This is a genomic window from Micromonospora sp. SYSU B005 (genome assembly GCF_055362685.1).
Genome location: NZ_JAXCFU010000001.1, coordinates 132130 through 157860, shown reverse-complemented (window position 1 = coordinate 157860; position 25731 = coordinate 132130). Strand labels below are relative to the sequence as shown.

The following is a 25731-nucleotide window of genomic DNA, read 5'->3' as shown; positions in this document are numbered from 1 at the left end:
GCTCCGTAGACTCCTTCGCTGTGGAGAACGCGAGGGACACCTTCTGGGGACCGGACTTCCAGCAGCTCAGCACCGTCGACCCGGAGATCGCCGAGGTGGTGCTGGGTGAGCTGGACCGGCTGCGCGGCGGCCTGCAGCTGATCGCCAGCGAGAACCTGACCTCGCCCGCGGTGCTGGCCGCGCTGGGCTCCACGCTCACCAACAAGTACGCCGAGGGCTACCCGGGGCGGCGCTACTACGGTGGCTGCGCCGAGGTGGACCGGGCCGAGGAACTGGCCGTCTCCCGGGCGAAGGAGCTGTTCGGCGCCGAGCACGCGAACGTGCAGCCGCACTCCGGGGCGAGCGCCAACCTGGCCGCGTACGCCGCCCTGGTGCAGCCGGGCGACACGGTGCTGGCGATGGACCTGCCGCACGGCGGGCACCTGACCCACGGCAGCCGGGTGAACTTCTCCGGCAAGTGGTTCCACCCGGTCGGCTACACCGTCCGGCGGGACACCGGGAGGATCGACTACGACGAGGTGCGCGACCTGGCCCGCGCGCACCGGCCGAAGATGATCATCTGCGGCGCGACCGCGTACCCGCGCCTGATCGACTTCGCCCGCTTCCGGGAGATCGCCGACGAGGTCGACGCGTACCTGATGGTGGACGCCGCCCACTTCATCGGCCTGGTGGCCGGCGGCGCGATCCCGTCCCCGGTGCCGTACGCCGACGTGGTCACCGCGACCACCCACAAGGTGCTGCGCGGCCCGCGCGGCGGCATGATCCTCTCCCGCGAGCCGCTCGCGGCCCGGGTCGACAAGGCGGTCTTCCCCTTCACCCAGGGCGGCCCGCTGATGCACGCCGTCGCCGCCAAGGCGGTCGCGCTGCGCGAGGCCGCGCAGCCCGAGTTCCGCACGTACGCCGCCCAGGTGGTCACCAACGCCCGCGCGCTCGCCGACGGGCTGGCCGCGGAGGGGCTGCCGCCGGTCTCCGGCGGCACCGACACCCACCTGGCCCTGCTCGACCTGCGCGAGACCGGCGTGACCGGCGCCCAGGCCGAGGCCCGCTGCGACGCCGCCGGCATCACGCTCAACAAGAACGCGATCCCGTACGACCCGCAGCCGCCCTCGGTCGCCTCCGGCGTCCGGGTGGGCTCGCCGAGCGTCACCACCCAGGGCATGCGCGAGGGGGAGATGCGCCGGATCGCCACGCTGATCGGGCGGGCGGTGCGGACCGATCCGGAGTCCCCCGGCGGCGGCGACGAGCTGACCCGGATCGCCGCCGACGTGACCGAGCTGGTCACCGAGTTCCCGGCGTACCCCCGTGGCTGAGCCCGGGACGCACGCGGCGGAGGCGGCCGCGGACCGCGGCTGGCGACTGCGCCACCTGCCGGTGCTGCTGGCGGCGGTCGCGGTGCTCGCTGCTGCCGCGGCGGTGGCCGGCGGGGTGTGGCGTGGCGCGGACGGCGCGCTCGGCGCGGCGGCCGGGGTGGCCGTCACGGCTGCCAGCTACACGCTCACCACAGTGGTCCTGGCCTGGGCGGACTCCAAGGACCCGCAGCTCGTGCTGCCGTTCGGCCTGGGCCTGTACGTCGCCAAGATCACCGCGCTCGGCGGCGTGATGGTGCTGGTGGCGTCGACCGGCTGGCCGGGACTGATCCCGTTCGCGCTCGGCATCGCCGCGGGTGTCGTGGTGTGGACCGGTGTGCACGTCTGGTGGCTCACGACCGTCCATGCCCGACGGATGCCGCGCTGAGGCGTCCCACCCTTCGGGCGACGCGCGGTTCTGTCCGCGATCGGTCATTCTCTCAGTGGCGGGGGAGGAGTACCGTGCCTCCAGACGACTTCGCCCGCCCGTGTCCCACACAACCAGGTTGTGCGGGGGGTGAGGCACAGCCTCTTCTGCTCGACTGATATCGTTCGCCCCGTCATGGCCGGTGACCAGAAACCCCCCAGCACTGGCGGCCCGGGCGACGTTCCGTCCGGTGCCGGTCAGGGTTGGACCGCGCTCTCATACCTCATCGGGGGCATGCTCGTCTGGGGTTTCATCGGCTGGCTGGTCGACCGTTGGCTCGACACCGGCGGCGTCGCCACCGGTATCGGGGTCGTGCTCGGCATGGCCGGGGGGATCATCCTGGTCGTCCGCCGACTGGGCACGCCTACTTAGGAAGGGACGCGGTGTTCGGACAGGCGAACGTCCTGGCTCAGGGCCAGGCGGAATTCCCACCCAGTGTGGGGGACTTCTACCTGCCCAGCATCCTGCCCTGGGGTGCGGAGAACTCGTACTGGTTCACCAAGATCACGGCGATGGTGTGGATCGCCGTCGGTATCTTGATCATCTTCTTCCTGGCGACGTACCGGAAGCCGCAGCTCGTCCCCACCAAGAAGCAGTGGTTCGCCGAGTCGATCTACGGCTTCGTGCGCAACAACATCGCAGTGGACATGATCGGGCACGCGGGAGTGCGGTTCGCGCCGTACTTCACCACGCTCTTCTGCTTCATCCTGCTGACGAACTTCTTCGCGATCGTGCCGTTCTTCCAGATCTCGCCGAACTCGCACATCGCGTTCCCGGCCATCCTCGCCGTGATCAGCTACGTGATGTTCATCTGGGTCGGCATCCGGCACCACGGCTTCGTGAAGTACGTCAAGGCCTCTCTGGTCCCGCCGGCGCCCTGGTACATCCTGCCGCTGCTGGTCCCGATCGAGTTCTTCTCGACGTTCCTGGTCCGGCCGTTCTCGCTGGCCGTCCGTCTCTTCGCGAACATGTTCGCCGGCCACATGCTCCTGCTGGTCTTCACGCTCGGCGGGTTCGCCATGCTCAGCGCCAACGTCTGGCTGGCACCGGTGTCGGTGCTGTCCTGGGTGATGACGATCGCGCTGACCTTCCTCGAGTTCCTGGTGATCTGTCTGCAGGCGTACGTCTTCACGGTGCTGACCGCCAGCTACGTGCAGGGCGCCCTCGCCGACGAGCACTGATCCGATCTTTCGCACCAACCGTTGTCGTCCCGCGTGACCGTCACGCGTGATAACCAGGAGGAACCAACCAATGGACATCTACGCCGCGGTAGAGGGCAGCACCGCCGCCATCGGCTACGGTCTCGCGGCCATCGGCCCGGGCATCGGCGTGGGCCTGGTCTTCTCGGCCTACATCCAGTCGACCGCCCGCCAGCCGGAGTCGTCCCGGATGACCCTTCCGTACGTCTGGATCGGCTTCGCCGTCATCGAGGCGCTGGCGCTGCTGGGCATCGCCTTCGGCTTCATCTGGGCCGGCTGAACCAGCCCCTTTGACCGGGAGGTTTTCCCATGTACTTCCTCGCCGCTGAGGGTGGTGAGACGACCCACAACCCGATCATCCCTGTCTGGCAGGAGATCGTGGTCGGGCTGGTCGCCTTCGGTGTCCTCTGCTTCGTGCTGATGAAGTTCGTCTTCCCGCGCATGGAGCAGACGTTCCAGGCCCGGGTGGACGCGATCGAGGGCGGCATCAAGCGAGCCGAGGCCGCGCAGGCCGAGGCGAACCAGCTGCTCGAGCAGTACCGGGCCCAGCTCGCGGAGGCGCGTACCGACGCCGCCAAGATCCGTGACGACGCCCGTGCCGACGCCGAGGGCATCCGCCAGGACATCCTCGCCAAGGCGCGCGAGGAGTCCGACCGGATCATCGCCGCCGGCAAGGAGCAGCTCGCCGCGGAGCGGGCCACCATCGTGCGCGAGCTGCGCACCGAGGTCGGCACCATCGCGGTGGACCTGGCCAGCAAGATCGTCGGTGAGTCGCTCGCCGACGAGGCGCGTCGCAAGGGCACCGTCGACCGGTTCCTGAGCGGTCTCGAGAGCACGGGGGCCCGCTGATGCAGGCCGCCAGCCGGGAGTCGTACTCCGCCGGGGCCGAGCGCCTCGACGCGTACGCCCGCGGCGCGGAGCCGTCGGCGGTGGCCTCCACCGCCGACGACATCCTCTCCGTCGCCGCCCTGCTGCGGCGCGAGCCGCGGCTGCGCCGGGCGCTGTCCGACCCGGCGCGCTCGGGTGAGGACCGCACCGCTCTGCTCACCGGGATCCTGAGCGGCAAGGTCGGCGCGGACGCGGTCGACCTGCTCACCGTGCTGGTCTCCGGTCGCTGGTCGGCCTCGTCGGAGCTGCTCGACGGCGTCGAGCGGCTCGGCGTGGAGGCGCTCCTGGCGAGCGCCGACTCGACCGGCGAGCTGGGCGAGGTCGAGGACGAGCTGTTCCGCTTCGGGCAGGTCGTCTCCGGCTCCGGCGAGCTGTCCAACGCGCTCTCCGACCCGATGGCCTCGGTGCAGCGGCGGGCCGAACTGGCCCGGCAGCTGCTCGCCGGCAAGGCCCGGCCGGTCACCGTCCGCCTCGTCGAGGCCGCGCTCGCCGGCTTCGGGGGACGCTCCTTCACCGGTGCGCTCACCCGGCTGGTCGAGCTGGCCGCCGACCGGCGGGACCGTCAGGTCGCTTACGTGACCGTGGCGGCTCCGCTGAACGACGAGGAGGAGCGACGCCTCGGCGCCCGCCTCTCCCAGATGTACGGTCGGGAGGTGTCCGTCAAGCAGACGGTCGACCCCGACGTGCTCGGCGGAGTGCGCGTACAAGTCGGATCCGACCTGTACGACGGGACCGTCCTGCGCCGCCTCAACGAGACCCGCAACGCGCTCGCGAAGCGCTGACCAGCGTCTTAGCAGCCCTGATTCGACGCCATCGGACCGGTCGGTACTAGGTATCCCGGGCCCCTGATACTTAAGGAAGCAGAGGATGGCCGAGCTGACCATCTCGACGGAGGAGATCCGCGGCGCCCTGGAGCGCTACGTCTCCTCCTACACGGCCGACGTCTCCCGCGAGGAGGTCGGCACCGTCGCCGACGCCGGTGACGGCATCGCCCACGTCGAGGGTCTCCCCTCGACCATGACCAACGAGCTCCTGGAGTTCGAGGACGGCACGCTCGGCGTGGCGCTGAACCTCGACGTCCGGGAGATCGGTGTCGTCGTCCTCGGTGACTTCGGCGGGATCGAAGAGGGTCAGCGCGTCAAGCGCACCGGCCGCGTGCTCTCCGTGCCGGTCGGCGACGCCTTCCTCGGGCGCGTGGTGAACGCGCTCGGCGAGCCGATCGACGGCCTCGGCGACATCGCCAACGAGGGCTTCCGCGAGCTGGAGCTCCAGGCTCCGAACGTGATGTCCCGCAAGTCGGTCGACGAGCCGCTCCAGACGGGTATCAAGGCCGTCGACGCGATGACCCCGATCGGCCGCGGCCAGCGCCAGCTGATCATCGGTGACCGCAAGACCGGCAAGACCACCGTCGCGCTGGACACCATCCTGAACCAGCGTGAGAACTGGCGCTCCGGCGACCCGAAGAAGCAGGTCCGCTGCATCTACGTCGCGATCGGCCAGAAGGCCTCCACCATCGCCTCCATCAAGGGGACGCTGGAGGAGGCGGGCGCGATGGAGTACACCACCATCGTCGCCTCCCCGGCCTCCGACCCGGCCGGCTTCAAGTACCTCGCCCCCTACACCGGCTCGTCCATCGGGCAGCACTGGATGTACGGCGGCAAGCACGTCCTGATCGTCTTCGACGACCTGAGCAAGCAGGCCGAGGCGTACCGCGCCGTGTCGCTGCTGCTGCGCCGCCCGCCGGGCCGTGAGGCCTACCCGGGTGACGTCTTCTACCTGCACTCGCGTCTGCTGGAGCGCTGCGCCAAGCTCTCCGACGAGCTGGGTGGCGGCTCGATGACCGGTCTGCCGATCATCGAGACCAAGGCGAACGACATCTCGGCGTTCATCCCGACCAACGTCATCTCCATCACCGACGGCCAGATCTTCCTCGAGACCGACCTGTTCAACCAGGGCGTCCGGCCGGCCATCAACGTCGGCACCTCGGTCTCCCGGGTCGGTGGCGCCGCGCAGGTGAAGCCGATGAAGAAGGTCGCCGGCTCGCTGCGGCTGAACCTGGCCCAGTTCCGCGAGCTGGAGGCGTTCGCCGCCTTCGCCTCCGACCTGGACCGGGCCTCGCGGGCCCAGCTGGACCGCGGCTCCCGCCTGGTCGAGCTGCTCAAGCAGCCGAACTACTCGCCGTACCCGGTGCAGGAGCAGGTCGTCTCCGTCTGGGCCGGCACCGAGGGCAAGCTGGACGACGTCCCGGTCGGCGAGGTCCGCCGCTTCGAGTCGGAGTTCCTCCAGTACCTCCGGCACAAGCACGAGGGCGTCCTGGCCGGGATCGCGGACAACAAGTGGGACGACGACATCATCTCCTCGCTCGACTCCGCGATCGCCGAGTTCAAGCAGGTCTTCCTGGGCAAGGAGGACGAGGTCCGGGTCAACGACGCGCCGGCGAAGCCGCTGGAGGGCGACCAGACCCGCGAGACGGTGACCCGCTTCCGCGACGGCACCACCGACCGCCCGGCCGAGAGCTGATCCGATGGCCGCCCAGGTACGCGTTCTCCGGCAGCGGATCCGTTCCGCCAAGGGGATGAAGAAGATCACCAAGGCGATGGAGCTCGTCGCGACGAGCCGCATCGCCAAGGCCCAGGCCAAGGTGGCGGCGTCGCTGCCGTACGCCGAGGCGATCACCGGCGTGCTGACGGCGCTGGCCTCGAACGCGCGGATCGACCACCCGCTGCTCACCCCGCGCGAGCGGGTGCGGCGGGCGGGCGTCCTGCTGGTCACCGCCGACCGGGGCCTGGCCGGTGGTTACAGCTCGAACGCGATCCGGACCGCCGAGTCGCTGATCGCCCGCCTGCGTGCCGACGGCAAGGAGCCCGTGCTCTACGTCATCGGCCGCAAGGGCGTGGCGTTCTACCGGTTCCGCAACCGGCAGATCGCCGCCAGCTGGACGGGCTTCTCCGAGCAGCCGTCGTTCGAGGACGCCCGCGAGGTCGGTGAGACGCTGATCAAGGCGTTCACCGCCGGCGCGGACGACACCGACAACGACGCCGGTGCCGACGGGATCCTCGGCGTGGACGAACTGCACATCGTCTACACCGAGTTCAAGTCCCTGATGACGCAGAACCCGGTGACCCGGATCGTCGGTCCGATGCAGGTCGAGGACCGGCCCCGGTCCGAGGGCCTGCTGCCGGCGTACGAGTTCGAGCCGGAGCCGGAGTCGCTGCTCGACGCCCTGCTGCCGAAGTACATCAACACGCGGATCTACGCGGCGTTGCTGGAGTCGGCGGCCAGTGAGTCGGCCGCCCGTCGGCGGGCGATGAAGAGCGCCACCGACAACGCCGAAGAGATGATCGAGAAGTACACGCGTGAGATGAACTCGGCCCGTCAGGCCGGCATCACCCAGGAGATCAGTGAGATCGTCGGCGGCGCGAACGCGCTGGCCGCGTCGGGAAGTGAAGTGTGATGACTGTATCCGCAGTTGAGACCAAGACGGCCACGGGTCGCGTGGTCCGGGTCATCGGCCCGGTCGTCGACGCCGAGTTCCCGCGCGACGGCATGCCGGAGCTGTTCAACGCCCTGCACGTCAACGTGACGCTCTCCGGCGGCGAGAAGACGCTGACCCTGGAGGTCGCCCAGCACCTGGGTGACAACCTGGTCCGCGCCATCTCGATGCAGCCGACCGACGGCCTGGTCCGCGGCACCGAGGTGCGCGACACCGGTGCGCCGATCAGCGTGCCGGTGGGCGACGCGGTCAAGGGCCACGTGTTCAACGCGATCGGCGAGTGCCTCAACCTCACCGAGGGCGAGACCATCCAGGCCGACGACCGGTGGGGCATCCACCGCAAGGCCCCGGCCTTCGCGGACCTGGAGCCGAAGACCGAGATGCTGGAGACCGGCATCAAGGTCATCGACCTGCTCGCCCCGTACGTCAAGGGCGGCAAGATCGGCCTGTTCGGCGGCGCGGGCGTGGGCAAGACGGTGCTCATCCAGGAGATGATCACCCGTGTGGCCCGGAACTTCGGTGGTACCTCGGTCTTCGCCGGCGTGGGTGAGCGCACCCGCGAGGGCAACGACCTCATCGCCGAGATGACCGAGTCGGGCGTCATCGACAAGACCGCGCTGGTCTACGGCCAGATGGACGAGCCGCCGGGCACCCGCCTGCGGGTCGCGCTGTCGGCCCTGACCATGGCGGAGTACTTCCGTGACGTGAAGAAGCAGGAGGTGCTGCTCTTCATCGACAACATCTTCCGCTTCACCCAGGCCGGTTCCGAGGTGTCCACGCTGCTCGGCCGTATGCCGAGCGCCGTGGGTTACCAGCCGACCCTGGCCGACGAGATGGGCGAGCTCCAGGAGCGGATCACCTCCGTCCGGGGCCAGGCCATCACCTCGATGCAGGCGATCTACGTGCCCGCCGACGACTACACCGACCCGGCGCCGGCCACCACGTTCGCCCACCTCGACGCGACCACCAACCTGGAGCGGTCGATCTCCGACAAGGGCATCTACCCGGCCGTGGACCCGCTGGCGTCCTCGTCCCGGATCCTCGCCCCGGAGTTCGTCGGCGAGGAGCACTTCGCCGTCGCCACCGAGGTGAAGCGGATCCTGCAGCGCTACAAGGACCTGCAGGACATCATCGCCATCCTCGGTATCGAGGAGCTCTCCGAGGAGGACAAGCTCACCGTCGGCCGCGCCCGCCGGATCGAGCGGTTCCTCTCGCAGAACACGTACGCGGCGGAGCAGTTCACCGGCGTGCCCGGCTCGACGGTCCCGATCGCCGAGACCATCGACGCCTTCCGCCGGATCAGCGAGGGGGAGTTCGACCACTTCCCGGAGCAGGCGTTCTTCATGTGCGGCGGCCTGGACGACCTTCGGGCCAAGGCCAAGGAGCTGATGGGCGAGGAGGGCTGAGAGCCCGCTCACAACCCACGAGGGCCGTCCCGGCGAAAGCCGGGGCGGCCTTCGCCTTTTCGGGCCCCCGCACTACCAGATGCCCGGTTCTCCAGCAAGCAGTTCGCCGGATCGCGCGGTACCGTTCCTGACACGACTTCACATCCGGCCGTTGATCTCTGCAACCAAACGGACCCCCGCGCCCGTCTTCCTACCCGTGGGCGCGACGATTGGAGATGCTCGTGGGTGGTAAGGGCGGCGCCGATCGCGGCAAGCGGTCCATGTGGCGCGGCGTGCCCCGGTGGGCCCGCGTCTGCACGATCCTGGGCATCGTCATGGTGGTGCTCAGCGGCTCCGTGCTGATCGGCTCCCGCGCCCTCGTCGCCCGCTACGAGGGATCTGTCGGCAAGGCCGACCTCTTCGGTGACCAGGCCGCCGGCGCCAACGAGAAGAAGAGCGACATCAAGGGCCCGCTCAACATCCTGCTCGTCGGTGTGGATCCCCGCACGTCGACCGCCCGCCCGCTCGCCGACTCGATCATGGTCCTGCACGTGCCCGCCACCATGGACCGCGGCTACCTCTTCTCGCTCCCGCGCGACCTGCGGGTGGACATCCCGGAGTTCCCCAAGGCCGACTACTCGGGCGCCAACGACCGGCTCAACGCGGCCATGTCGCACGGCAGCAACGTGCCCGGGCAGAACCCCAGCACCGCGCAGGGCTTCGAGCTGCTCGCCAAGACCGTGCAGGGGGTCACCGGCATCAAGCGCTTCGACGCCGGGGCGATCATCAACTTCAGCGGCTTCAAGAAGATCGTCGACGCCATGGGCGGCGTCGACATGTACATCGAGCGGGAGGTGCGCTCCGAGCACCTCCAGCCGGACGGCACGCCGCGCCAGCTCAAGCCCGGCGGCGGTGGCTACCTGGGCCCGCAGGCCGTGTACAAGAAGGGCAACGCCCACCTCGAGGGCTGGCAGGCGCTGGACTACGTCCGGCAGCGCTACCCGAAGAACGGTGTGCCGGACGCCGACTACGGCCGGCAGCGGCACCAGCAGCAGTTCGTCAAGGCGATGGTGAGCCAGGCGTTCAGCGCCGACGTGGTGGCCAACCCGGTCAAGCTGGACCGGGTGCTGCGCGCGGCCGGGAAGTCCCTGGTGTTCAACGGCCGGGGCAGCAGCGTCGTCGACTTCGGCCTGGCGCTGAAGGACATCCGGCCCGAGGCGATCGAGACGATCAAACTGCCGGGCGGCCCGATCGGCAGCGGCAGCAACTACCGGGGCGAACAACTGCTCGAGCCGGCGGAGGACTTCTTCACCGCTCTGCGTACCGAACAGCTCGACGCGTTCCTGCTGGAGCACCCCGACTTCAAGCAGAAGACCAAGTAGCCTGAGCGGGTGCGGGGCCGTGGTGGTCCGGCTCTCACCACCCGCGTTGGGTGGGCTGCGGGGTCGCGACTAGACTTTCGGCAATCCGCCGCCGCAGCAAGGAGACAGCGTGGCACAGCAGCTTCACGTCGAGCTCGTAGCCGTCGAGGAGAAGGTCTGGACCGGCGAGGCCGAGATGGTCGTCGCCCGGACGACCGAGGGTGAGCTCGGTGTGCTGCCAGGGCACGCACCGCTGCTCGGCCAGCTCGCCGAACCCAGCCAGGTACGCATCAAGCAGGCCGGTGGTCAGCAGGTCGCGTACGACGTGGCCGGCGGCTTCCTGTCGGTGACCGGTGAGGGCGTCACGGTCCTCGCCGAGAGCGCAACCCCCGCCACCCCGGCCCGCTGAGCCGACCCGCCGATGGAGATCGTCGAAGGGATCGGAATCGGCGTCGCGATCGTCGTCGTCGCGCTTCTGATCCTCTTCATCCGGCGGGCCCTGTTCACGCGTAGCGGTGGCATCATCCGGCTGAGCGTCCGGGTCAACACGATCCTCGACGGTCGTGGCTGGTCACCCGGGTTCGGTCGCTTCGTGGGCGACGAACTCCGCTGGTACCGCATGTTCAGCTTCGCGCTGCGCCCCAAGCGGGTGCTCTCCCGCAAGGGGCTGGCGGTCGAGCGCCGTCGGCTGCCCGAGGGGCAGGAGCGCATGTCCATGCCCGCCGAGTGGGTGATCCTGCGCTGTACCAGCCACCACGCGCCGATCGAGATCGCCATGGCGCGATCCACTGTCACCGGATTCCTGTCCTGGCTCGAGGCCGCCCCACCCGGGGCGGTCTCGCCGCGTCTGGCCTCCCAGGACTGGCCCGCCGCCTGACCCCCCGCCCTCCCCGGGTCACGCGGGGCGTGCCGGGGCGCCGCCGCTGACGCCGATCTTGGAGTTGTGGCGCCACAAGATGCCCGTTTCGCACCGTTAGCGAGGCACCACAACTCCAAGATCGCCGCACCCCCCCCCGGGCCCCCCGCGATCTTGCACTTGAGGCCCCGGCAAACCTCGCGAACGGGACGCCTGGAGGGCTCGAACTGCAAGATCGCGCGGGCGATCCTTCGGGCGAGTGCTGGCGTCGCGCTCCCGCCCGGCCAGCCCTGCCCGGGCCAGCCCCGCCTGGGTCGGGTCGATCATGAACTTGGCGGCGTTTGGTGTCCGGTTTGTCGCCGCTAACCTCATGATCGACGGCCCGGGGGCGGGTGGCTGTGGTGCCGCCCGTGCACGCGAGCCCGTCCCAGGCGCCCTCCGCCGCCTCGGCGACCCGAGCCATCCGTAGATCTTGGTACGAAACGGCCCCTCTGAGGGCACTTTCGTACCAAGATCTACGGCTGTTCCTGAAATGCGGACATGTGTCTCGGTGGTGCCGGGTCCGGGGGCGTGTGGGTGGGGGTGTTCGGTTCGGGGGTGGTGGGCGGCACTCTGAGGGCGGAATCGTGGGCGGGTGGGTGGCGTTGTAACCGGGTGAACGACCGAGCACCGGCCGCGCCCCTGAGAGGCCGGCAGGCCTGTGGGAACAGACCCGGCGGGCTGGTCGTTGAACACGGTTCCGACGACGTGAGCCGGCCCGGGAATGATGCCGGGTGGTGGGTCGTTGGACATGCTTCCGGCGCCGCGTAGTGGCACCCCCTGTGCCCCGCGAGCAGCCGGGATCCCCTCGAAGACTTTTTGAGCGCCTGACGGTGCCACGCGCCCTTCCCCCGGGTGCGTCGACCCCCGAATGGAGCACTTGTGATGAACACGATTCTGCGTAAGAGCGTTCTGGGTATTGCTGGTCTGGCTTTCACCGGTGGCGTGTTCGCCGGTCCGGTGGCCGCCCATGCCGCAGACACCACCGCGCACACGAAGCCGGTTGCGGTGAGTGTGCAGGGTGACAAGCTGATCCCGCATGGCGTGCAGGGTGAGCAGTCGCGGATCGAGTTGAACGACGAGCAGACCAAGAACGTCAAGGCGATCATCGCGGCGACGAAGAAGGCCGGCATGGACGAGCGTGCCGCGGTCGTCTCGATCGCCACCGCGTTGCAGGAGTCGAAGCTGGAGAACCTCGGCCACCTCGGCGAGCGTAACGACCACGACTCGCAGGGCCTGTTCCAGCAGCGTCCGTCCAGTGGTTGGGGCACGGTGGAGCAGATCACCGATCCTGAGTACTCCACGACGGCGTTCCTGAAGGGTCTGAAGCAGGTCGACGGCTGGCAGGACATGCCGCTGACCAAGGCCGCCCAGACCGTCCAGGTGTCGGCCTACCCCGACCACTACGCCCAGTGGGAGCAGCAGGCCGCCGACCTCGTCGCCCAGCACTGGAACAGCTAAGACGAACAAGTAACAGACACGAGCTGAAGGCCGGCACCCCGAACCAACGGGGTGCCGGCCTTTTCACGTCTGCGCGACCAGCTCGACCTCGTACCCCTGCCCGTCGGTGAGGTACGCGGCGTAGCTGTCGGGGCCGCCGGCGTACGGGTGCCGGTCCGGGAACAGCAGCGTCCAGCCGTACTCTCCGGCGGCAGTGACCAGCCGCTCGACGGCGGCCGGCGGGCCAGCGTGGAAGGCCAGGTGGTTCAGGCCGGGCGCGCGTCTGTCGTGGGTGCGGCCGGTGAGCGCGGGTGACTCCTCCAGCACGATGTAGGTCGCGCCGAGCCGCCAGGAGCGGCCGGCGGGCCAGTCCTGGTAGAGCGTCCAGCCCAGCTCGCCGAGAAGCCAGCCCCAGGAACGACTGGCCGCCGCCAGGTCGGGTACCCAGACCTCCACGTGATGGAGGCCGCCGATGGTCAGCGCTTCCCGCCCGGTACCCATAGCACGTCGCCGTCCGGATTTGCCGTTCTTGACAGGATAAAGAGCAAATCGGAGAGCCGGTTGAGATACTTTGCCGGGAGGGGACTGGTCCGATCGGGGTCGTGTGCGACCAGCGCCCATGCCGCACGCTCGGCGCGCCGGGCGGTCGTCCGTGCCACGTGCAGCAGTGCCGCACCAGCGGTGCCGCCGGGGAGGATGAAGGAGTCGAGCTTGCTCAGGCGCGCGTTGTACTCGTCGCACCAGCCCTCGAGGCGCTCGACGTACTCCTCGGTCACCCGCAGCGGCGGGTACTTCGGATCCGGTTCGACAGGCGTCGCCAGGTCCGCGCCGACGTCGAACATGTCGTTCTGCACGGACTCCAGCACGGCCCGCAGCTCGTCCGAGAGCTGCCCCAGGGCGAGCGCGACGCCGATCGAGGCGTTGCACTCGTCCACGTCCGCGTACGCGGCGATACGCGGATCGGTCTTCGGCACCTGCTCGTTGTTGCTCAGCCTGGTCATGCCGGCGTCGCCGGCCTTGGTGTAGATGCGCGTGAGGTGGACGGCCATGACGCACAGCCTACGGATACCGGACCTGACCATCCCGGCCCGGCCGAGCCCGGTGGGGCCGGGGGACGCGGGAGATCCGGCGGTCAACGACGTCGACGTCATCCGGGTACGCGGTGACGCCCGGCTCGCCGGCACCGTGCACGTGGTGGGTGCGAAGAACTCCGCGCTGAAACTGATGGCCGCCGCGCTCCTCGCGCCCGGCCGCAGCATGATCACCAACGTGCCCCGGATCACCGACATCGCGATCATGGGCGAGGTGCTGCGGCGGCTCGGCTGCGGCGTACGTTTCGGGCCGGACGACCCGGTCGACCCGATGGTGGCCCACGGCGGTGTGGCGCGGTCCCGCTCGGTGCTCATCGACGTGCCGGAGCAGCCGGGTGCGGAGGCCGACTACGACCTGGTCCGGCGGCTGCGCGCGTCGATCTGCGTGCTGGGTCCGCTGCTGGCCCGCCGGGGGTACGTCCGGGTGGCGCACCCGGGCGGCGACGCCATCGGCTCGCGCGGCCTGGACATGCACATCGCCGGGCTGGCCCGGATGGGCGCGGAGATCTCCGGTGAGCACGGCTTCGTCATCGCCGAGGCGCCGGGCGGCCTGCACGGCGCCGACATCGTGCTGGACTTCCCGAGCGTGGGCGCGACCGAGAACCTGGTGATGGCGGCGGTGCTGGCCCGGGGCGCCACGACTATCGACAACGCGGCCCGGGAGCCGGAGATCGTCGACATCTGCACGATGCTGAACCGGATGGGTGCGCGGATCGAAGGGGCCGGCACGTCGACGCTGCACATCGTCGGCGTACCCGAGCTGCGCCCGGTCCGGCACGCCACGGTGGGGGACCGGATCGTGGCCGGCACCTGGGCGTTCGCCGCCGCGATGACCCGTGGGGACGTGACGGTGACGGGCCTGGACCCGGCGTACCTGGAGGTCGCGCTGGACAAGCTGGTCGCGGCCGGCGGCCTGGTGGAGACCCGGGGCGACGCCTTCCGGGTACGCATGGACGACCGCCCGAGGGCGGTCGACGTGGTCACACTGCCCTACCCGGGCTTCGCCACCGACCTGCTGCCGATGGCGATCGGACTCGCGGCGGTGAGCGAGGGCGGCTCGCTGATCACCGAGAACATCTTCGACGGCCGGTTCATGTTCGCCAACGAGATGATGCGGCTGGGCGCGGAGATCCGTACCGACGGCCACCATGCCCTGGTGTGCGGCCGGGAGCGGCTGTCCGGCGCCCCGGTACGCGCCACCGACATCCGGGCCGGCGCCGGGCTGATCATCGCCGGGCTCTGCGCCGACGGGCTGACCGAGGTCTCGCACGTGCACCACGTCGACCGGGGCTACCCGGACTTCGTGGCGGACCTGCGGGCGCTCGGCGTCGAGGTGGAGCGCGGCACCGCGCCGGAGGAGCCGGACCTGGCCATCTGACGGCCGGGGCTTATCCCTCGTTAAGTAGGGTTCTCCCAGACGTTGCAGAACACGGCGAGGGAGAAGCAGATGGCGGGTCGACTCGCGGTCGTCGGTGCCGGGCTGATGGGCTCGGGCATCGCCCAGGTGGCGGCGCAGGCGGGCTGGCAGGTGACGCTGCGCGACATCGACGACGCGGCCACGAAGCGCGGTGTGGACGGCATCCGGAAGTCGCTGACGAAGTTCGCCGAGAAGGGCAAGATCGAGGCGTCCGAGGTCGAGGCGACGCTGGCCCGGATCACCCCGACCACCGAGCTGGAGGCCGCCGCCGACGCGGACATCGTGGTCGAGGCGGTCTTCGAGAAGATCGAGATCAAGCACGAGGTGTTCCGCGCGCTCGACAAGATCTGCAAGGCGGACGCGGTGCTCGCCACCAACACGTCGGCCATCCCGGTGACCCAGATCGCCACCGCCACCGAGCGCCCGGAGTCGGTCGTCGGCACGCACTTCTTCTCGCCGGTGCCGATGATGAAGCTCTGCGAGCTGGTACGCGGCTACAAGACCAGCGACGCGACCATGGACACCGTCAAGTCGTTCGCCGAGGGAATCGGCAAGACCGTGGTGGTGGTCAACCGGGACATCGCCGGTTTCGTCACCACCCGGCTGATCTGCGCGCTGGCGATGGAGGCGGTCAAGCTCGTCGAGTCCGGCGTGATCTCCGCCGAGGACCTGGACACCGCCTGCAAGCTGGGCTTCGGCCACGCCATGGGCCCGCTCGCCACCGTCGACCTGACCGGCGTGGACGTGCTGCTCAACGCCACCCGCAACATCTACACCGACACCGCCGACGAGAAGTTCTTCCCGCCGGAGCTGCTCCAGCGCATGGCCACCGCCGGCGACCTGGGCCGCAAGACCGGCCAGGGCTTCTACTCGTACTGACCGGCCCGTCCCGCCCCCGGCCCGCGCGGCCGGGGGCGGTTCACGTCCGGTGCCGGTTCACGTCCGGGGCGGGCTGAGCGCGGCGCCGATCAGCGCGAACGCGTCCGGGATCACGGTGCCCCAGTAGCCGAAGTTGTGCCGCCCGTCGGCCCAGGCGGCGCGTACCGGCTCCTCGGGCAGCACCCGGGCCAGCGCACGGACGTCGGAGAGGAAGTTGTCCTGCCGCCCGCACCAGAGCCCGACCGGGGTGCCGCGCAGCTTCTCCACGTCGGTGAAGACCGCGTCGCCGGGGCTCACCGCGGGGGAGAAGGCCGCCGCCATCCGCAGCCACTTCGGGTACGTCTCGGCGAGCAGCAAGGCGCCGAAGCCCCCCATCGACCAGCCCCACACGGCCAGCCGGCTGCTGTCGAACCCGCGCCGGGCGCACCAGGTGGGCACCTCCTCGCGCACCATCCGCTGCGGGTCGTCGTCACCGGCGGCGCGCCAGGACAGCCGCCCGCCGGTGGCGCCCGCGAGCGCGAACGGCGGGGCGCCCCGGCGTACCGCGTCGGTGAGGAAGCGGGCCAGCCCGAACCGTCCGTAGTCGCGCGGGGTGGCCGACGCGCCGTGCAGCACCAGGCAGACGGGCAGGCCGCGGCCGTCGCCGTACCCCTCGGGGACCGCCGTCCAGAAGTCCACCTCGCGGCCGCGCGCGCCGGACGCGATGCGGATCAGCCGCTCGTCGCCGGGCGGGGCGTCCGGCAGGGCCGGCGCCGGTCCCGGGCGGGGGCCGGAGAGCTGCCTGGCGGCGAGGCCGCCGACCATCACGGCGCCGGCCACGCCGGCGGCGGCGCCGAGCAGGGTACGCCGGGTCAGCGTCGATGCCATGCGGGCGAGTGTGCCACCGCCAGGCGCGCGTTAAGAAGGGGCCCTTCCTCTACCGCAGGCGTTAAGAGGGGGCCCTTCCTTACACCTCAGCCGTCGCGCTTGGTGGTCCAGCGGAACGTGGTCAGGCAGAGCACCAGGCCGATGACGCACCAGGCGCCCAGCACCAGCGCGACGGTGCCCAGCTCGAACGAGCCGCCCGGCTCCCGGGCGCCGAAGCTGTCCGGCAGGAAGACCGAGCGCAGCCCCTGGCACATCCACTTGAGCGGGAAGATCGCCGCGACCTGCTGCATCCAGGTGGGCAGGCTGGTGAAGACGAAGAACACGCCGGAGATGAACTGGAGCACCAGAGCGACCGGGGTGACCACGGCCGAGCCGCTGCGGGCGGTGCGGGCCAGCGACGAGATGGCGATGCCGCAGAGCGTGCAGGCGGTGACGCCGAGGACGGAGACCCAGGCGAACGTCAGCCACTTGGTGGTGGTCTGCGGCAGGTCCAGGTCGAACATCGCCACCGAGACGGCGAGCAGCAGCACGGTCTCGGCGATGCCGATGACCACCACCATGATCACCTTGCCGGCGAACCAGACCCACTTCGGCATCGGCGTACCGCGGTAGCGCTTGAGCACGCCCCGGTCCCGCTCGATCGGGATCCAGATGCCGAGGTTCTGGAAGCTGACTGTCATCAGGCCGGTCGCGATCATGCCGGTGATGAAGTACTGCGTGTAGCTGACCCCGGGCGCGATCTCGTCGCTGAAGATCGCCGCGAAGATCAGGATCATGATGATCGGGAAGCCCATCGTGAACACGACGGACTCCCGGCTGCGCAGGAACTGGGTGATCTCCAGCCGCCCCTGGCGCAGCGCCAGCGCGCCCGCGCCGGGCCGCCGGGCCGCGGCGGCGGTGACCGGGGCCGCGGGGTTCGTCGTGGTGGTCATGAGTGTCCGATCATCCGCAGGTAGACGTCTTCCAGGGTCGGCCGGGTCACGGTCAGGCCCGGTACCTCGCCGCCGAAGTACGCAGCCAGGTCGTGCACCAGGGCCGTCGGGGTCGCGGTCTCCCTCGATCCCGGCGTGCCGTCGGGGTTGATCCAGGAGACGCTCGCCAGCGCCTCCTGCCGGTTGCCCAGCCGGTTGGGCGGCGCGACCTCGATCACCCGTCCGGCGGCGATCACGCCGACCCGGTCGGCGAGCGCCTCGGCCTCGTCCAGGTAGTGGGTGGTGAGCACGATCGTGGTGCCGGCGGCGGACAGGTCCCGGATCAGCTCCCAGAACTCGCGCCGGGCCTCCGGGTCGAAGCCGGTGGTCGGCTCGTCGAGGAAGAGCAGCTCGGGGCGGCCGATGATGCCCAGCGCCACGTCCAGGCGGCGCTTCTGCCCGCCGGAGAGCGTGTGCGTACGGGCCTTGGCCTTGGCGCCCAGCCCGACCCGCTCGACCACCTTGTCCGGGTCGTCGGCGCCCGGGTAGAAGCCGGAGAAGTGCCGGACCACCTCGATGACGCTGAGCTCGTCGAACTCGCCGGTGCCCTGAAGCACGATGCCGACCCGGGAGCGCCAGCCGGCGTCCGGGTGGGCCGGGTCCGCGCCGAGGACGCGTACCTCGCCCGCGTCGCGCTGCCGGTAGCCCTCCAGGATCTCGACCGTTGTGGTCTTGCCGGCGCCGTTGGGGCCGAGTAGGGCGAACACCTCGCCCCGGCGGACGTCCAGGTCCACCGACGCGACGGCGACGTTGTCGCCGTACGCCTTGCGCAGCCCTCGCACGGAAATCGCGAGCTCGTTCTCCATGACGTCAAGTGTGCGTCGTGCGGTAGCCCGTTCCACTGCCGGGTCAGCTATATACGCGAGGTATACACTCGGTGTAGTCTCTGGTCATGACGGTTCCCCTGACCCTGCTCGGCCTGCTCGAACGCGAACCGAGCCACGGCTACGACCTCAAGCGCGACTACGACACCTTCTTCGGACGCGGCAAGCCGCTGCCGTACGGGCAGGTCTACTCGACGCTGAGCCGGCTGGCCCGCGACGGCAAGGTGGTGGTCGGCGACGTCGCTCCGGGCGCCGGGCCGGACCGCAAGCGCTACGTCATCACCGACGTGGGCGCCACCGAGGTGGAGCACTGGCTGACCGAGCCGGTCGAACCGGAACCACACCTGCAGACCCTGTTGTTCACCAAGGTCGTGCTCGCGCTGATGCTCGACCGCCCGGCCGAGGAGTACCTGGACACCCAGCGCGCCGCGCACCTGCGCCGGATGCGCGAACTCACCGAGATCAAGCGCAGCGGCGAACTCGTCGACGTGATGCTGGCCGACCACGGCCTCTACCACCTCGAGGCGGACCTGCGGTGGATCGAGACGACGGGCGCCCGGCTGGACGCCCTGCGAAAGGCGGTACGGGCATGAGCCCGATGATCGAGGCACGCGACGTCACGTACGCGTTCGGCGAGACACCCGCCCTGCGCGGCGCGAACCTCGCCGTGGCCGCCGGCGAGGTCGTCGCCGTGATGGGACCGAGCGGTTCCGGCAAGTCGACGTTGCTGCACTGCCTGGCCGGCATCCTGCGCCCCGACTCCGGTGAGGTCCGGTTCGACGGCACCCGGATCGACACGCTCGGCGAGGCCGACCGCAGCGCGCTGCGCCGCGACAGCTTCGGCTTCGTCTTCCAGTTCGGCCAGCTCGTGCCGGAACTCACCGCGGCGGAGAACGTGGCGCTGCCGCTGCTGCTGCGCGGTGTCCGCCGCACTCCGGCGCTGCGCACCGCGCGGGGCTGGTTCGAGCGGCTCGGCCTGGCCGGCATGGAGCACCGCCGCTCGGGCGAACTGTCCGGCGGGCAGGCCCAGCGGGTCGCGCTGGCCCGCGGCTTGGTCGCCGAGCCCCGGGTGCTGTTCGCCGACGAGCCCACCGGCGCGCTCGACTCGCTCACCGGCGAGGAGGTGATGACGCTGCTGGTGGAGGCCGCCCGCGAGAAGGGCACCACAGTCGTCCTGGTGACGCACGAGGCGCGCATCGCGGCGTACGCCGACCGGGAGGTCATGGTGCGGGACGGCCGGGTCAACGCCCCCGCCGGGGTCGCCTCGTGATCGGGCTCGCGCTCCGGCTCGCCGTCGCCGGTGGCCGGGAGGCGCTGGTCCGGCTGGTCGCCATCGCCGCCGCCGTCGCGGTCGGCACCGGCCTGCTGCTCACCACGCTCGCCGGTGTGAACGCCACCGACGCCCAGCTCACCCGCTACGCGTCGATGTACCCGCAGGAGACGGCGGGCGGGTCCGCCGACCCGCTGCTGTGGTCGACCCGGTTTGACTACTTCCGGGGCGATCAGATCGTTCGCATCGACGTCGCCGCCACCGGTCCGGACGCGCCCACGCCGATCGGCGTCCCCCGCGCGCCGGGACCCGGCGAGTACTACGCCTCCCCGGCGCTGCGCAAGCTGCTGGCCACCACCCCCGCCGACCAGCTCGCCGACCGCTACCCGGGCCGGGACCTCGGCGTCGTCGGGCCGGCGGCGCTCACCTCGCCGGACACCCTGCTCGTCCTGGTCGGCGGCACCCCGGAGCAGGTCGGGAAGCTGGACCAGGTTCGCAAGGTCACCCGGCTCGACGACAACCGGGCTCCGCTGCCGAGGGCGGCGATCGACCTCATCCTCGGCGTGGCCGCGGGCGGACTGCTGTTTCCCGTACTCGTCTTCATCGGCACGGCGACCCGGCTCGGCGCTGCCCGCCGGGAGCAGCGGTTCGCCGCGATGCGACTGGTCGGGGCCACGCCCCGGCAGATCTCGGCGGTCGCGGCCGTCGAGGCCGCGCTCGCGGCGGTGGCCGGCGCGGCGGCCGGCTTCGCGGTGTTCTTCGCGTTCCGCGGGCAGCTCGCCGGCATCCCGTTCACCGGCATGCCGTTCTTCCCCGGCGACATGGCCATCGGCGCGCCGGAGGCCCTCCTGGTGGCGCTCGGCGTGCCGGCGGGCGCGGCGGCCGCGGCCTGGGTCGCGCTGCGCCGGGTCCGGATCTCCCCACTCGGTGTCAGCCGCCGCGTCACACCCCGGCCGCCCCGGGTGTACCGGCTGATTCCGCTCGCGCTCGGCCTGGCCGGGCTGGGCTTCGCCCTGGTGTACCGGCCGCCCACGTCGGACGGGCAGACCGCGCTGTTCCTGCCCGCGCTGCTGCTGGTCATGGTCGGGCTGCTCACCGGCGGCCCGTGGCTGACCATGGTCGGTGCCCGGGCGATGGCCGCCCGGGCCAACCGGCCGGCCGCGTTGATCGCCGCGCGCCGGCTCGCCGACAACCCGTCCGCCGGGTTCCGGGCGGTGAGCGGCGTGATGCTCGCGCTGTTCGTCACGACGGTGGCCGTGGGCGTGATGGGGACGATCACGTACGAGCGCGGTCCGGCGCCCCGGGGGTCGCTGGAGGCCGGCCGGCTGTCGATGGTCCTCACCGACGACCCGCCCGTGCCGGGCACGCTGCTGGCCGACCTCGCCGCGACTCCCGGCGTCCGCAACCCGGTGCTCGTCCGGGAGAACCCGGTACGCGGTGACGGCCGCGACTCCGGGGTGATCGCCTGCGCGGACATCCCGCCCGCGTACGGGCGGTGCGCCGCCGGCGCGAGCGTCGCCGAGGTGCCGCCGGACCTGATCCCCTGGCGGGAGTCCGCCTCGGCCGACCGGATCTGGCCGTCGTCCCCGGTGGACCCGGCTGCCCTCGCGGGACTCCCGGCGGGTTCGGTGGCGGTCGAGGCGGAGGATCCGGTCGCGGTGGAGCGGGCCCGGACGGTCCTCGAAGCCGCGTTCCCGACGTTCTACGTGGCGCCGAACGTGCCCGGCGACTTCGAGGCCGACTTCGCCGACACCATGCGGGGCTGGCAGCGGCTGGCCGACCTCGTCGTGGTGGCCGGTCTCGTGCTCGCCGGGTGCAGCCTGGCCGTGGCCGTGGCGGCCGGCCTCAGCGAACGGAAACGGCCGTTCAGCCTGCTGCGGCTCAGTGGCGCTCCGGTACGGCTGCTGCGCCGGGTGGTAGCAGTGGAGAGCACGGTGCCGCTGTTGACCGTCGCCGTGGTCGCGGTCGGGATGGGACTGGCCGCCGCGCACCTGTTCCTGCGCGCGCAGATGCAGTACGACCTGCGCGTACCGGGGATCGGGTTCGCCGCTGTGGTGGCCCTCGGCGTGCTGGGCTGTCTCGCGGTCATCGCGGCCACGCTGCCGCTGCTGGAACGGATCACCGGCCCGGAGACCGCCCGCAGCGAATGACCCGTACGGTGGGCCGGCCGCACGCCGGCCCACCGGCACGGGCATCGGGTTGTGTGGTTTTCCACACTCTCTTTTACTGAACGGTAACTTAAACTCCGGCCATGGACGACGCGATGCCGGGACGGCTGCCCGAGCGGGACCGCCCGTGGGTGATGCGCACGTACGCCGGGCACTCCTCCGCCGCGGCCACCAACGCGCTCTTCCGCCGCAACCTGGCGAAGGGGCAGACCGGCCTGTCGGTCGCCTTCGACCTGCCCACCCAGACCGGGTACGACCCGGACCACGAGCTGGCCTCCGGTGAGGTGGGCCGGGTCGGCGTGCCGGTGGCGCACCTGGGCGACATGCGGGCGCTGTTCCAGGGCATCCCGCTCGCCGAGATGAACACCTCGATGACCATCAACGCTCCGGCGATGTGGCTGCTCGGCCTCTACGGCACCGTCGCCGCCGAGCAGGGCGCCGAGCTGAGCCGCTGCGCCGGCACCACGCAGAACGACATCATCAAGGAGTACCTGTCCCGGGGGACGTACATCTTCCCGCCGGCGGCGTCGCTGCGGCTGACCGCCGACGTGATCGCGTACACGCTGCGTGAGATGCCCCGGTGGAACCCGGTGAACATCTGCTCGTACCACCTCCAGGAGGCCGGGGCCACGCCGGTGCAGGAGGTCGGCTTCGCGCTCGCCACCGCCGTCGCCGTGCTCGACACCGTCCGCGACTCCGGCCAGGTGCCGCCCGAGCGGATGGGCGACGTGGTCCAGCGGATCTCGTTCTTCGTCAACGCCGGGGTGCGCTTCGTCGAGGAGATCGCCAAGATGCGCGCGTTCGGCGCGCTCTGGGACGAGATCACCCGCGACCGCTACGGCGTGGCGGACCCGAAGCAACGCCGGTTCCGCTACGGCGTCCAGGTCAACTCGCTGGGCCTGACCGAGGCGCAGCCGGAGAACAACATCCAGCGCATCGTGCTGGAGATGCTCGGCGTCACGCTGTCCCGCGACGCCCGCGCCCGGGCCGTGCAGCTGCCCGCCTGGAACGAGGCGCTCGGCCTGCCCCGCCCGTGGGACCAGCAGTGGTCGCTGCGCATGCAGCAGGTGCTGGCGTACGAGTCGGACCTGCTGGAGTACCCGGACCTGTTCGCCGGCTCGCACGTGATGACCGCGCTCGTCGACGAGATCGTCTCCGGTGCCCGCGTCGAGCTGGAGAAGGTGCTGGAGATGGGCGGCGTGGTCACCGCCGTCGAGACCGGCTACCTGAAGAGCGCGCTGGTGGCCTCGCTCGCCGACCGGCGCCGCCGGATGGAGTCCGGCTCGGACGTCGTGGTCGGCGTCAACCGGTTCACCGAGACCGAGCCGTCGCCGCTGACCGCTGCGGGTGCCGAGGCGGTCGAGCAGGTGGACCCGGCCGTCGAGGAGGCGGCCACCGACGGCGTACGCCGGTGGCGGGCCGACCGGGACGCGGCGGCCGTCGAGGCGGCGCTGGACCGGCTGCGTGCCGACGCCGCCACCACGGCGAACCTGATGCCCGCGACGCTGGACTGCGTGCGGGCCGGGGTCACCACCGGCGAGTGGGCGGGCGCGCTGCGCCAGGTGTACGGCGAGTACCGCGCGCCGACCGGCCTGGCCGGGGCGGTCGGCACAACCGGTGACGCCACCCTCGCCGGGGTCCGGGAGCGGGTCGCCGCGACCGCCCGGGAGCTGGGCAGCGGCCGGCTGCGGCTGCTGGTCGGCAAGCCGGGGCTGGACGGGCACTCGAACGGCGCGGAGCAGATCGCGGTACGCGCCCGTGACGCCGGCTTCGAGGTGGTCTACCAGGGCATCCGGCTGACCGCCGGGCAGATCGTGGCGGCGGCGGTGGAGGAGGACGTCGACCTGGTCGGCCTCTCCGTGCTGTCCGGCTCGCACCTGGCCGCCGTGCCGGCGGTGCTGGACGGGTTGCGCGCGGCTGGGCGCGGCGACCTGCCGGTGGTGGTGGGCGGGATCATCCCGGCCGCCGACGCCGACGCGCTGCGCTCAGCCGGGGTGGCCCGGGTGTTCACGCCGAAGGACTTCGCGCTCACCGGCATCATCGACGAGCTGGTCACAGTGATCCGCGAGGCCAACGCGCTGAGCTGAACGCCCTCGCGGGTGGGTCAGCGGCTCTCGTAGGTCATGCAGTCGGCCATGTCCATGTCCGGGCCGACGGTGATGGCCGGGGCGTGACACTCCAGGTCGGCGTTGTGCCGGCAGTCGGCGCGCGAGCACGCGCCCACCTGCGCGACCAACTGGTCGAGGCCGCCGCGCACCGGCATCTCCACGAACGTGTGGCAGTGCGCGTGGTCGCTGCTGCCGATCGTGATGGCGAACGCGTGGCAGTCGTTCGTGTGGTTGTAGGCGCAGGACCGGACGGCGCACTCCTGGACCCGGGGCATCTCCAACGACGCGGTCATCTCCCGTACCTCCTTGGGTGTCTTGCCCCGATTTTAGAGGTTTCGGGAGTCGGTGCGGGTCAGACGCGGAAGCCGGCCGCGCGGGCCGCGGCGCGCTCGCGGCGCCGCTCCCGGCGGCGGCGGAACAGCCACGGTACGAAGAACACCAGGGCGACCAGGAACACCAGCACCAGCACCGGCAGCAGCAGCGCCACCACCGACATGACCACGCTCGTCGCGTCCTCGGCGGTGCTGGCCACCGGCGCGCCCACCCCGGCGGTGGTCGCGTTGATGACCGGCCGGGCGACGGCCTTGAGCAGGTGTACGCCGAGCGCGATCAGCACGCCGACCACCACCGGCACCCACTGGTGGGTGGAGAAGAACGTGTCCGGGTCGCTCACGGTGACCGTCTCCGAGCCGGCGCCCGCGCCGAACGCGAGCCCGCCCGCGGTCGGCCGGACCACCGTCTGCACCACGTCGTTGACGTGGTCGACCACCGGCACCTTGTCGGCCACCACCTCCACCGCGAGCAGGACGGCGAGGATCAGCACCACCCAGCCGTTGCCGAGCCACTGCCAGCCGCTCGGCAGCTCGACCAGATCGGTGTAGCGGGACAGCAGCCCCATCAGCAGCAGCGGGATGTAGGCGTTCAGGCCCGCCGAGGCGGCCAGACCGGAACCGGTGAGGACTTCGAGCACGATCTCAATATGGCACCGGTACGCCAGTGGCGCTCGTCGGCGTCCGCCGGGGCCTCGGCTACCCTCGGCGGGTGCGGTTGGTGATTGCGAAGTGCTCGGTGGACTACGTCGGACGGCTCTCGGCCCACCTGCCCCCGGCGACCCGGTTGCTGATGGTGAAGGCGGACGGGTCGGTGTCGATCCACGCGGACGACCGGGCCTACAAGCCGTTGAACTGGATGAGCCCGCCCTGCCGGCTGGAGGAGGCACCGGGCGTCTGGCGGGTGGTGAACAAGGCCGGCGAGGAACTGCGCATCACCCTGGAGGAGATCTTCCAGGACACCTCGTACGAGCTGGGCGTGGACCCGGGCCTGCGCAAGGACGGCGTCGAGGCGCACCTGCAGGAGCTGCTCGCCGCGAACCCGGAGACGCTGGGGGAGGGCTTCACGCTGGTCCGGCGCGAGTACATGACCGCGATCGGGCCGGTCGACCTGCTCTGCCGGGACGCGGTCGGCGGCGCGGTGGCGGTCGAGGTGAAGCGGCGCGGCGAGATCGACGGCGTCGAGCAGCTCACCCGCTACCTGGAGCTGATGAACCGCGATCCGCTGCTCGCGCCGGTGGCCGGCGTGTTCGCCGCGCAGGAGATCAAGCCGCAGGCACGGGTACTCGCCACCGACCGGGGGATCCGGTGCGTGGTGGTCGACTACGACAAGCTGCGCGGCATCGAGCGCGACGAGCTGACGTTGTTCTGAG

At 71.1% G+C, this 25731-nt stretch carries 28 protein-coding genes; 21 read left to right on the top strand and 7 right to left on the bottom strand.

Annotated elements, in window-relative coordinates; translation table 11 throughout:
* The first annotated feature begins 20 nt into the window (after window positions 1-20).
* The 14 genes from SM452_RS00755 to SM452_RS00690 all read left to right on the top strand — a co-directional run bounded on the left by SM452_RS00755 (window position 21) and on the right by SM452_RS00690 (window position 12455).
* Entirely contained in the window at window positions 21-1310 is a 1290-nt protein-coding gene (locus tag SM452_RS00755) for a serine hydroxymethyltransferase (RefSeq protein WP_355512450.1), read from the top strand.
* Window positions 1303-1734: a hypothetical protein gene (locus SM452_RS00750; RefSeq protein WP_135241804.1), complete on the top strand. Its 432-nt coding sequence runs from the start codon at window positions 1303-1305 to the stop codon at window positions 1732-1734. The genes SM452_RS00755 and SM452_RS00750 overlap by 8 nt, the downstream gene beginning before the upstream one ends.
* A 174-nt stretch (window positions 1735-1908) precedes the next feature.
* The gene (locus SM452_RS00745) at window positions 1909-2145 is read left to right on the top strand and encodes an AtpZ/AtpI family protein (RefSeq protein ID WP_194800586.1); all 237 of its coding nucleotides are present in this window, start codon (window positions 1909-1911) and stop codon (window positions 2143-2145) included.
* Between the two features lie 11 nt (window positions 2146-2156).
* A complete protein-coding gene (gene atpB, locus SM452_RS00740; RefSeq protein ID WP_091422597.1) occupies window positions 2157-2954 on the top strand; it encodes a F0F1 ATP synthase subunit A in 798 nt (265 codons plus the stop codon).
* A 70-nt stretch (window positions 2955-3024) separates the two neighbouring features.
* Window positions 3025-3252 carry an ATP synthase F0 subunit C gene (locus SM452_RS00735; RefSeq protein WP_091422600.1) on the top strand — a complete coding sequence of 76 codons (228 nt, stop codon included), beginning with the start codon at window positions 3025-3027 and terminating at the stop codon, window positions 3250-3252.
* Between the two features lie 29 nt (window positions 3253-3281).
* Complete coding sequence (locus SM452_RS00730; protein WP_091422605.1) at window positions 3282-3821, top strand: F0F1 ATP synthase subunit B; 540 nt, start codon at window positions 3282-3284, stop codon at window positions 3819-3821.
* Window positions 3821-4642 carry a F0F1 ATP synthase subunit delta gene (locus SM452_RS00725; protein WP_463839158.1) on the top strand — a complete coding sequence of 274 codons (822 nt, stop codon included), beginning with the start codon at window positions 3821-3823 and terminating at the stop codon, window positions 4640-4642. The genes SM452_RS00730 and SM452_RS00725 overlap by 1 nt, the downstream gene beginning before the upstream one ends.
* Before the next feature lie 85 nt (window positions 4643-4727).
* Window positions 4728-6380 (top strand): F0F1 ATP synthase subunit alpha, encoded by a 1653-nt coding sequence (gene atpA / locus SM452_RS00720; RefSeq protein ID WP_262013857.1) that lies wholly within the window; start codon window positions 4728-4730, stop codon window positions 6378-6380.
* Between the two features lie 4 nt (window positions 6381-6384).
* Window positions 6385-7314, top strand: coding sequence for a F0F1 ATP synthase subunit gamma (locus SM452_RS00715; RefSeq protein WP_194800591.1), 930 nt, complete (start codon window positions 6385-6387; stop codon window positions 7312-7314).
* Complete coding sequence (atpD, locus tag SM452_RS00710; protein ID WP_194800592.1) at window positions 7314-8759, top strand: F0F1 ATP synthase subunit beta; 1446 nt, start codon at window positions 7314-7316, stop codon at window positions 8757-8759. The genes SM452_RS00715 and atpD overlap by 1 nt, the downstream gene beginning before the upstream one ends.
* A 215-nt stretch (window positions 8760-8974) precedes the next feature.
* Window positions 8975-10120: an LCP family protein gene (locus SM452_RS00705; RefSeq protein ID WP_262013856.1), complete on the top strand. Its 1146-nt coding sequence runs from the start codon at window positions 8975-8977 to the stop codon at window positions 10118-10120.
* A gap of 109 nt (window positions 10121-10229) precedes the next feature.
* Window positions 10230-10508 (top strand): F0F1 ATP synthase subunit epsilon, encoded by a 279-nt coding sequence (locus SM452_RS00700; protein WP_047893558.1) that lies wholly within the window; start codon window positions 10230-10232, stop codon window positions 10506-10508.
* 12 nt (window positions 10509-10520) lie between these two features.
* Window positions 10521-10976 (top strand): DUF2550 domain-containing protein, encoded by a 456-nt coding sequence (locus SM452_RS00695; RefSeq protein ID WP_120573385.1) that lies wholly within the window; start codon window positions 10521-10523, stop codon window positions 10974-10976.
* Between the two features lie 903 nt (window positions 10977-11879).
* Window positions 11880-12455 carry a hypothetical protein gene (locus tag SM452_RS00690; protein WP_463839157.1) on the top strand — a complete coding sequence of 192 codons (576 nt, stop codon included), beginning with the start codon at window positions 11880-11882 and terminating at the stop codon, window positions 12453-12455.
* A gap of 63 nt (window positions 12456-12518) precedes the next feature.
* Here SM452_RS00690 and SM452_RS00685 read toward each other — a convergent pair whose 3' ends face one another.
* The gene (locus SM452_RS00685; protein WP_357209791.1) at window positions 12519-12935 is read right to left on the bottom strand and encodes a VOC family protein; all 417 of its coding nucleotides are present in this window, start codon (window positions 12933-12935) and stop codon (window positions 12519-12521) included.
* Entirely contained in the window at window positions 12911-13483 is a 573-nt protein-coding gene (locus SM452_RS00680) for a cob(I)yrinic acid a,c-diamide adenosyltransferase (RefSeq protein ID WP_013475364.1), read from the bottom strand. Before SM452_RS00680 ends, SM452_RS00685 begins: the two co-directional genes overlap by 25 nt.
* On the opposite strand from SM452_RS00680, the gene murA reads away from it, so the two are divergent.
* Complete coding sequence (gene murA, locus SM452_RS00675; protein WP_262014010.1) at window positions 13482-14903, top strand: UDP-N-acetylglucosamine 1-carboxyvinyltransferase; 1422 nt, start codon at window positions 13482-13484, stop codon at window positions 14901-14903. The two genes, SM452_RS00680 and murA, sit on opposite strands and share 2 nt — an antisense overlap.
* A gap of 69 nt (window positions 14904-14972) precedes the next feature.
* Window positions 14973-15821 carry a 3-hydroxyacyl-CoA dehydrogenase family protein gene (locus SM452_RS00670; RefSeq protein ID WP_120573389.1) on the top strand — a complete coding sequence of 283 codons (849 nt, stop codon included), beginning with the start codon at window positions 14973-14975 and terminating at the stop codon, window positions 15819-15821.
* A 57-nt stretch (window positions 15822-15878) separates the two neighbouring features.
* Here SM452_RS00670 and SM452_RS00665 read toward each other — a convergent pair whose 3' ends face one another.
* From SM452_RS00665 to SM452_RS00655, 3 genes are all read right to left on the bottom strand, one after another.
* Window positions 15879-16688: an alpha/beta hydrolase gene (locus tag SM452_RS00665; protein WP_262014012.1), complete on the bottom strand. Its 810-nt coding sequence runs from the start codon at window positions 16686-16688 to the stop codon at window positions 15879-15881.
* 86 nt (window positions 16689-16774) lie between these two features.
* Window positions 16775-17620 (bottom strand): ABC transporter permease, encoded by an 846-nt coding sequence (locus tag SM452_RS00660; protein ID WP_210893836.1) that lies wholly within the window; start codon window positions 17618-17620, stop codon window positions 16775-16777.
* The gene (locus tag SM452_RS00655) at window positions 17617-18465 is read right to left on the bottom strand and encodes an ABC transporter ATP-binding protein (RefSeq protein WP_262014013.1); all 849 of its coding nucleotides are present in this window, start codon (window positions 18463-18465) and stop codon (window positions 17617-17619) included. The genes SM452_RS00660 and SM452_RS00655 overlap by 4 nt, the downstream gene beginning before the upstream one ends.
* A gap of 86 nt (window positions 18466-18551) precedes the next feature.
* On the opposite strand from SM452_RS00655, the gene SM452_RS00650 reads away from it, so the two are divergent.
* The 4 genes from SM452_RS00650 to SM452_RS00635 all read left to right on the top strand — a co-directional run bounded on the left by SM452_RS00650 (window position 18552) and on the right by SM452_RS00635 (window position 24008).
* Window positions 18552-19076 carry a PadR family transcriptional regulator gene (locus SM452_RS00650; RefSeq protein WP_355514524.1) on the top strand — a complete coding sequence of 175 codons (525 nt, stop codon included), beginning with the start codon at window positions 18552-18554 and terminating at the stop codon, window positions 19074-19076.
* Window positions 19073-19753 carry an ABC transporter ATP-binding protein gene (locus SM452_RS00645; RefSeq protein WP_355514527.1) on the top strand — a complete coding sequence of 227 codons (681 nt, stop codon included), beginning with the start codon at window positions 19073-19075 and terminating at the stop codon, window positions 19751-19753. The genes SM452_RS00650 and SM452_RS00645 overlap by 4 nt, the downstream gene beginning before the upstream one ends.
* Window positions 19750-21903, top strand: a complete 2154-nt coding sequence (locus tag SM452_RS00640) for an FtsX-like permease family protein (RefSeq protein ID WP_262014015.1) — start codon at window positions 19750-19752, stop codon at window positions 21901-21903. The genes SM452_RS00645 and SM452_RS00640 overlap by 4 nt, the downstream gene beginning before the upstream one ends.
* Window positions 21904-22004: 101 nt before the next feature.
* The gene (locus tag SM452_RS00635; RefSeq protein WP_463839156.1) at window positions 22005-24008 is read left to right on the top strand and encodes a methylmalonyl-CoA mutase family protein; all 2004 of its coding nucleotides are present in this window, start codon (window positions 22005-22007) and stop codon (window positions 24006-24008) included.
* A gap of 17 nt (window positions 24009-24025) precedes the next feature.
* Here the strand turns inward: SM452_RS00635 and SM452_RS00630 are convergent, their stop codons facing one another.
* Window positions 24026-24322, bottom strand: a complete 297-nt coding sequence (locus SM452_RS00630; protein WP_013288237.1) for a DUF1540 domain-containing protein — start codon at window positions 24320-24322, stop codon at window positions 24026-24028.
* Between the two features lie 59 nt (window positions 24323-24381).
* Window positions 24382-24999 (bottom strand): DUF4126 domain-containing protein, encoded by a 618-nt coding sequence (locus SM452_RS00625; protein ID WP_262014017.1) that lies wholly within the window; start codon window positions 24997-24999, stop codon window positions 24382-24384.
* A 71-nt stretch (window positions 25000-25070) separates the two neighbouring features.
* On the opposite strand from SM452_RS00625, the gene nucS reads away from it, so the two are divergent.
* Complete coding sequence (nucS, locus tag SM452_RS00620; RefSeq protein WP_030503891.1) at window positions 25071-25730, top strand: endonuclease NucS; 660 nt, start codon at window positions 25071-25073, stop codon at window positions 25728-25730.
* Window position 25731 lies beyond the last annotated feature (1 nt).